Consider the following 5,687-nt stretch of genomic DNA (forward strand, 5'->3'; position numbering starts at 1 on the left):
TGATGACGCTCATCGAAATTCCCCGGTTGGTGCTCGGTGAATGTCCCCAGTCGCGGGGTTTAGGTTAGCAGCGTTTTCGGGGTGCCTGTAGTGGCTCGGCGGAGCTGTTCGGCGGCGTCGTGGTGGGCTCGGAGCCGGTAGGAGTCCCCGTCCAGGTTCAGGACCACGGAGCGGTGCAGGAGCCGGTCGAGCATGGCGGCGGCGACGGTGGTGTCGCCGAGGATCTCGCCCCAGGCCCCGACGGGCCGGTTGGTGGTGATCACGATGCTGGTCTTGAGGTAGCGCTGGTTGATGACCTGGAACAGGGCCGAGGCGGCCTCCCCGGGCAGGGGCAGGTACCCGAGCTCGTCGATGACCAGCAGGGTGGGGCCGGCGAAGAAGCGCATGGTGGTGGCCCACCGGCCCTCAATCGCGGCCTTGTGGCAGCGGGCGGCCAGGTCGGCCGCGGAGGTGAAGTAGGTGCGGTATCCGGCCTCGACGGCGGCGCGGGCCAGCCCGGCGGCGAGGTGGGTCTTGCCGGTGCCGGGCGGGCCGATGAGCAGCACGTTGGTCGCGTTCTCGAGCCACCGGCAGGTGGCCAGCTCGTTGATCAGGGACCGGTCGACGCCCTGGGCGTGGTCGGTGTCGAACCCGGCCAGGGTAGCCGGGGTGGGGATGCTGGCGAAGCGCAGCCGTCCGGCCAGGCGCCGGGCCTCGGCGCTGTCGACCTCGACGGCCAACAGGCGCTCGAGGGTCTCGGTCATCGACCAGCCGTCGGCGCGGGCCTGGTCCAGGACGGCGGGCAGCGCCTCGGCGGCCCCGGCGAGCTTGAGCGTGGCCAGATGGGCGCGCAGCCGCTGGTAGGTGGCCGCCTGCGCGTTCGTGGACGGAACGGCGGCCGGGGTGGGGGTGGTGGTCATGGCAGGTAGCTCTTTCGTTGGGCGGCGGCCTCGTAGGCGGCCAGGTCGATCACGGAGGCCTCCGGCGCCGCGGGGCGCCCGAGCAGGGCGTCGGCGGCGGCGCGGGCGGCGGCCCCGGGCGGGATGCGTTCCTTGCGGCGGTGGGGCTTGGCCGTGTTCACCGCGGCCATCGCCGCCGCGTTCAGGGCGATGACGTGTCCGGTGTCGCGGATGGTGGCGCCCAAGCCCGGCTCGGCGATGCGGTGCCGGGCCACGACCGCGTTCCCGGAGCGGATCTGCAGGTGCCCGGCACCGACCCGGTGGGTGACCACGACCCTGGCCGCGGCCAGCTCCGGGGGCACGGAGTACCGGTTGCCGCGCCAGGAGACCAGGCCCTGCCGTGAGGCGGTGCGCTCGTCCTGGACCGCGACCGGGTAGGCGGCCGCCGGGGCGGGGCGCAACACCTCCACCTCGGCCATCGCCGCCACCGTGCTCCAGCCCTGGGGCCCGCGGCGCCGGCGGGCGTCCTGGGACTGGGCGAAGGCCAACACGCTCGCCTGGGCGGCCTCGAAGCCCGTCTCATCGGGCAGGGTGCGCCACCAGCGTTGCGCGGCGGTGTGGTTGTTCTTCTCCACCACGCCCTTGCGGTGCCCGGACCGGGGCGGGCAGAGGAGCACCTCGACGCCGTGGTGCTTGGCGAAGCCGGCGAAGGCGGGGTTGATGTCCCCACTGCCGGCAACCGCGACGGTTCCCATCCGGTCGAAGCGCCAGGCCCGGGTCAGGCCCCCGAGCAGGGCGATGAGCGTGGTGATGGCCTCCATCAGGTGCGCGTGGTCCATCGATTCTGCCAGCACGGCCCGCCACTTGCCCGAGTGCGGCAGCGAGCCCACCAGCAGCAGCGCCTTGCGCCCCGGCCCCCAGCCGGACGGCGGGTCGGGCAGCTCGAGCCAGTCGAACTGGGTCTCCTCCCCGGGCGGGTGCTCGATCACCGCGTTCGGGCGCTCGGTGACCTTCCCGCACGCCACGCACGCCGGGCGCAGCCCGCGGGCGCGGATCTGGCGGGTCAGCGTCTGGTACGAGCGGTCATAGCCCAGCCCGGCCAGCTCGTCGAACAGGGTCAACGCCCACAAGTGCGGGTCCTCGGCCAGCCGGGCGGTGACGTAGGCCTCGAACCGGGCGAAAACATCCGGTCCGGAGCGGCGGCGCATCCCCGGGGTCCGTTCCCCGTTGAGGTAGGCGCGGACGGTCTTGCGGTCCCGCCCCGTGTGTTTGGCGATGCGGCTGATGCTCCAGCCGCGCTCTTTCAACGCGTGGATCTCCACGTCTTCCTTCCATGGCAGCATGAAGGGACGGGCCTTTCTCGAAAGCCGGTGTGTGGTCAGAGACCACCAGCTTCGGGGAGGGCCCGCCCCTATTCAGGGACTGACACGAACTGGGGAAATTCAGTGAGCGCCGGGTGGGGAATTTCGATGAGCGTGATCATCATCGGTGAGGTAGTAGAGATCGTCGAGAGCTACACGGAAATTTCTCAACGCTGGCGCATCGGCAGAGGGTATGTGGGCGCCGACGCAGACCCACGAGGCATGCCAGAACTCTTCCCTCGTCCGCCCTTCGAAGTCGGCCTTATAGCTGCCTCGCTCGGCCCCCCAGAGCGTTACAAGTTTGCCTGCATCCGTCTCGCCATAGATCGTGCAAGGCGTTATATCTAGATCAGATCCCGACGGCCACTGGTTCTCCCAAAGCATTTCCACGTCTGGACCAGTAGGCAAGCCAGCCAGGAGTTCAAGGCTGGCTCCCTTCTCCTGGTTCCAAATGAGAATTCCGGACACACGGTTTTCTGGATCGTTAGGGAGAAACCACCACCCCTTCATGCGGTGCGCGTCACATAGCCTCATCTATCGAGCCTAGCGCCGCTGTGTGCCAAATAGTTGAAGGTTCAGTGTTAGGGCTTGTCGATCCACTGGGATGATTACTAACCGAGGTGCTCATCCAATGGAACGCGACTTGGACGGTACTCAGGAGTTGGTCCCGGGGGCCTTTCGCGAGCATCGCAACCCTCTCAAGAAACGTTCGTTTGATGAGACCTCGGGCGGCGGTGTTGAGCACCGTTGAGTGGCCTTCCCTTAGGCCAGAACGCCGCGTCATCAGGCGGCCGTGTTAGCGGCCATGGAAAACTGCCCGTAGGTGGCCAGGGAATTGCCCGCTGACGGCCACGGGGACTGCCCGCGTATGGCCACGGAAACTGCCCATTTGTGGCCGGCTGGTTTGCCCGCATTGCTCGTTAGCCCTGCCGTGTTCTGAGGACGGCGGGGGCCTCTTCCCGGTTGGATGTCGGTGTCGAATCGAATCCGCAGCAGGAAGAGGCCCTGAATGAAGGATGCCCTAGAAACCGTGAATATTCTTGCCACCTACGACCTCACCAGGTCCCTACGCAGCACCGCGGAGATCCACGGGTGCTCCCACCACACCGTCGACCGGCTCGTGAGGGCCCGCGATGCCGGCCGTGCCCCCGGCGCGGGTCCGGAACGGCCCAAGGTCACCGACGACTGGGACGCGAAGATCGAGGAATGGGTCGACAAGTCCCGGGGCCGGATCCGCGCCGACGTCGTGCACGACAAGCTCGTGTCGATGGGCTACGCCGGTTCGGAGCGCTCGACCCGCCGTGCCGTGGCGACCGCGAAGGACGCCTACCGCCGCGGGAGGCGGCGGGTGCACCGGCCCTGGATCACCGAGCCCGGCGGCTGGCTGCAGTACGACTTCGGCGACGGACCGGTCATCGGCGGGGTCAAGACGGTGCTGTTCGTGGCCTGGCTCGCATGGTCGCGGTACCGGATCGTGCTCGCGCTGCGCGACCGGACCGCCCCGAGCGTCTTCGCCGCCCTGGACCGCACCTTCAGGATCATCGGCGGGGCCCCGACGTACGTGCTGACGGACAACGAGAAGACGGTGACCACGATGCACGTGGCCGGGGTGCCGGTGCGCAACGAGGCGACCGTCGCGTTCGCGAAGCACTACTCGGTCGAGGTCCTCACCTGCCAGCCTGCCGACCCGGCGTCGAAGGGCGGGGTGGAGAACGCGGTCAAGGTCTCCAAGGCCGACCTCGTGCCCAAGGACACCAACCTGCGCGGCTCCTACGCCTCGTTCGCCGAGCTCGAGGCGGCCTGCCAGGCGTTCATGGACCTGGTGAACTCCCGCGAGCACCGCACCACCCGCCGCCGGCCCGTGGATATGCTCGCCGACGAGGCCCCCGCCCTGCACCGGGTCCCCGACGCCGCGCACACGATCGCCTACGGGACGGGCCGGAAGGTGCCGCCGAACACGCCGATGGTCTCCTACGAGAACGCCCAGTACTCCGTCCCGGCCCACCTGCTCGGCGCCGAGGTCTTCATCCGCCAACACGGCACCGGCGCCGACGCGAGGGTCGTGATCGTCCACGCCGGCCCCGACGGTGCCCTCGAGGTCGCCCGGCATCCGGTGGCCGCGCCCGGGTCCCCGGCGATCGACGACTCCCACTTCCCCGACCACGACCCGGCCAAGGTCCCTGGGGACCACACCCCGGTGCCGCGCTCGAAGGCCGAGGCCGAGTTCCTGGGCATCGGCGCGGGCGCGAGGTCCTGGCTGCTCGAGGCCGCCGCCGCGGGCGCGCACCGCATCAACGCCAAGATGGCCGAGGCCGTCGCCCTGGCCAAGATCGCCGGGACCAACGAGGTCGACAAGGCCCTCGGCCTCGCCGCGGTCCACCACCGCTTCGCCCACGGGGACCTAGCCTCCCTGCTCACCGCCGCCGGGCACCGGCCCGGGCTGCGCACCGCCGACGAGGGGACGTCCCTGACCCAGGGCACCGCCGGCTGGGCGGGCCTGGGCGCCACCACCTCCGGGAAGGAGCACCCCTGATGGGCATCGCCACCCCGAACACCACCGCCCCGGCCCTGCCCGAGGACCTCGCGGCGCTGATGCGCCAGCTGAAGATGCCCCACGCCCGCGCCGTCGCCCCCGAGGTGCTGGCCACCGCCCGCGCCCAGCGCTGGGAACCGGCCGAGACCGTCAAGGCCCTGCTGGCCGAGGAAACCGCGGGCCGGGCCCGCTCCATGCTCGCCACCCGGCGCAAGGCCGCCGGGTTCCCCACCGGCAAGACCTTCGCCCTCTGGGACGAGACAGCCTCCTCGATCCCGGCCCCGACCCAGCAGGCCCTGCGGACCCTGGAATGGATCCACCGCAAGGAGAACCTCGTCGTCTGCGGACCCTCCGGCACCGGCAAGACCTTCTTCCTCGAGGCCCTGGGCCAACAGGCCGTCGAGGAAGGCAAGCGGGTCGCCTGGTTCACCCTCGAGGACCTCGGCGCGCTCATCCGCGCCCACCGGGCCGACGACACCGTGACCAAGGCCGTGGCCCGGATCCTGCGCGCCGACCTCGTCGTGATCGACGACATCGGCCTGCTTGCAGTGGCCACCGACGCCGCCGAGGGCCTCTACCGGGTCGTGGACGCCGCCTACGAGAAACGCTCCGTGGCCGTGTCCTCGAACCTGCACCCCGCCGGCTTCGACGAGCTCATGCCCAAGACCCTGGCCACCGCCACCGTGGACCGGCTCCTCCACCACGCCCACGTCTGCCAAACCACCGGCGACTCCGTCCGACTCACCCAGGCCCTGGCCGGAAAGGGAGTCATGCCACTGACCTAGACACCACCAGTGGCCGGCACCAACCACCCGTCCCGCGGGCAAACCAGCCGGCCACCAGTGGGCACTTTCCCTGGCCACCAGCGGGCAGAACCGCTGGCCGCCCACGGGCAATTCCTACTGGCCGTTGACA

The 5,687-nt window shown here is 70.2% G+C and carries 5 protein-coding genes; 2 read left to right on the forward strand and 3 right to left on the reverse strand.

Annotated elements, in window-relative coordinates; genetic code table 11:
- Positions 1-59: 59 nt before the first annotated feature.
- The 3 genes from istB (AC1Q5D_RS17805) to AC1Q5D_RS17815 form a co-directional block, all read right to left on the reverse strand.
- Entirely contained in the window at positions 60-899 is an 840-nt protein-coding gene (istB, locus tag AC1Q5D_RS17805; protein ID WP_481739329.1) for an IS21-like element helper ATPase IstB, read from the reverse strand.
- Positions 896-2,221 carry an IS21/IS408/IS1162 family transposase gene (locus tag AC1Q5D_RS17810; RefSeq protein ID WP_481739330.1) on the reverse strand — a complete coding sequence of 442 codons (1,326 nt, stop codon included), beginning with the start codon at positions 2,219-2,221 and terminating at the stop codon, positions 896-898. Before AC1Q5D_RS17810 ends, istB (AC1Q5D_RS17805) begins: the two co-directional genes overlap by 4 nt.
- Positions 2,222-2,320: 99 nt before the next feature.
- Positions 2,321-2,773, reverse strand: coding sequence for an ApeA N-terminal domain 1-containing protein (locus AC1Q5D_RS17815; RefSeq protein ID WP_481739770.1), 453 nt, complete (start codon positions 2,771-2,773; stop codon positions 2,321-2,323).
- A 475-nt stretch (positions 2,774-3,248) separates the two neighbouring features.
- Here AC1Q5D_RS17815 and istA point away from each other — a divergent pair, with 475 nt between their 5' ends.
- Positions 3,249-4,772, forward strand: coding sequence for an IS21 family transposase (istA, locus tag AC1Q5D_RS17820; protein WP_481736794.1), 1,524 nt, complete (start codon positions 3,249-3,251; stop codon positions 4,770-4,772).
- A complete protein-coding gene (gene istB, locus AC1Q5D_RS17825) occupies positions 4,772-5,557 on the forward strand; it encodes an IS21-like element helper ATPase IstB (RefSeq protein ID WP_481736795.1) in 786 nt (261 codons plus the stop codon). Before istA ends, istB (AC1Q5D_RS17825) begins: the two co-directional genes overlap by 1 nt.
- The last annotated feature ends 130 nt before the right edge of the window (positions 5,558-5,687 follow it).

The organism is Arthrobacter paludis (assembly GCF_056782315.1).